We start from the raw sequence: 1,093 nt of genomic DNA on the forward strand, positions 1-1,093 counted from the left end.
CCCCCCCCCCCCCCCCCCCCCCCGCCGCCCCCCCCCCCCCCCCCCCCCCCCCCCCCCCCCCCGCCCCCCCCCCCCCCCCCCCCCCCCCCCCCCGGCGGCGCCCGGCCCCCCCCCGCCCCCCCCCCCCCCCCCCCCCCCCGCCCGTTCAGACTGCGTAGTCCCAGGCGAACTGGTTATCGATGTGTGCCATTGGGGTGGCGGCGGCATCCTCGTGCACGTCGGCTACGACCGCCTTTGACTTGTCCCAAATGATGTTGTTGGGATTGCCAGGGTTGGTGTAGCTCGAGTTCAGGACGCTGACCCCGCCGGAGCTGACATTCCAGATCAGTCCATTCGACGAGGACAGCCCGCGGCCCTGGTCCTCGTTGATACCGTCGAACGACCTCGTGTCATCGAAGGTGACATCGCTCGCGTAGGACGAGAACGCGCCATTGCCCTGATGGATGGCGTCAACGTTCTGCACCCTGCCGCCGGTTGATGCGTTCTCGAACATGACGCCGACGCCGGTCACGGAGTTGTTACCGTCGATCACCCCGTTAGAGATCGTCGTATTCGGGCTGCCATAGACCGAGACGATGTCCTCAGGATGCGAACTGCCGGCTTCGTTGACGGCATAGAAGTCGGTCAGCGAACTATTGCCCGAGTTGTTGAACTGGACGAACTGACCGCGCGGCATGGGCCCATGGAAGTTGTAGCCATCGACGTTCGAAAGATCCGCGCCGGGCGAGTTCAGGAGATAGATGCCGGTCGAGCCTTCCCGCACCGTGGTGTTTTGAACGGTCAGGTTCGCGGCGTTTTCTGCGTTGATGTTGTTGATGTTCGGGCTCGTCTCGGCGTCGATTCCCGCCGGCGGGTCGGCGTTGATGACCTCGGTGTTCTCGATCGTGACGCCGGTTGCGCCCGAAACCGTCACCCCGTCGCCTTCGACGTGATGAATACGACAATTGCGCAGGATGACATTGTCGTGCGTAATCGTGACCGCGTCCCCGTTGGTGACGTAGATGTCAAGATTTTCAATCACCTGGCCATCGTACTTCGATTGGATCGGTGTGGTGGTGTGGGTAAGACCCTGCGCCGGCTGCGTGGATGGCGT

Annotated in this window: 1 protein-coding gene; it reads right to left on the reverse strand. The window is 64.5% G+C overall.

The genetic code is table 11. The features are described 5' to 3' along the window. Positions 1–145 precede the first annotated feature (145 nt). Positions 146–1,093: right-handed parallel beta-helix repeat-containing protein (locus AC0L14_RS11830; RefSeq protein WP_473749550.1), on the reverse strand; the 948-nt coding region annotated here is incomplete at its 5' end.

The sequence above is a fragment of the Mesorhizobium sp. WSM4841 genome, from assembly GCF_055811515.1.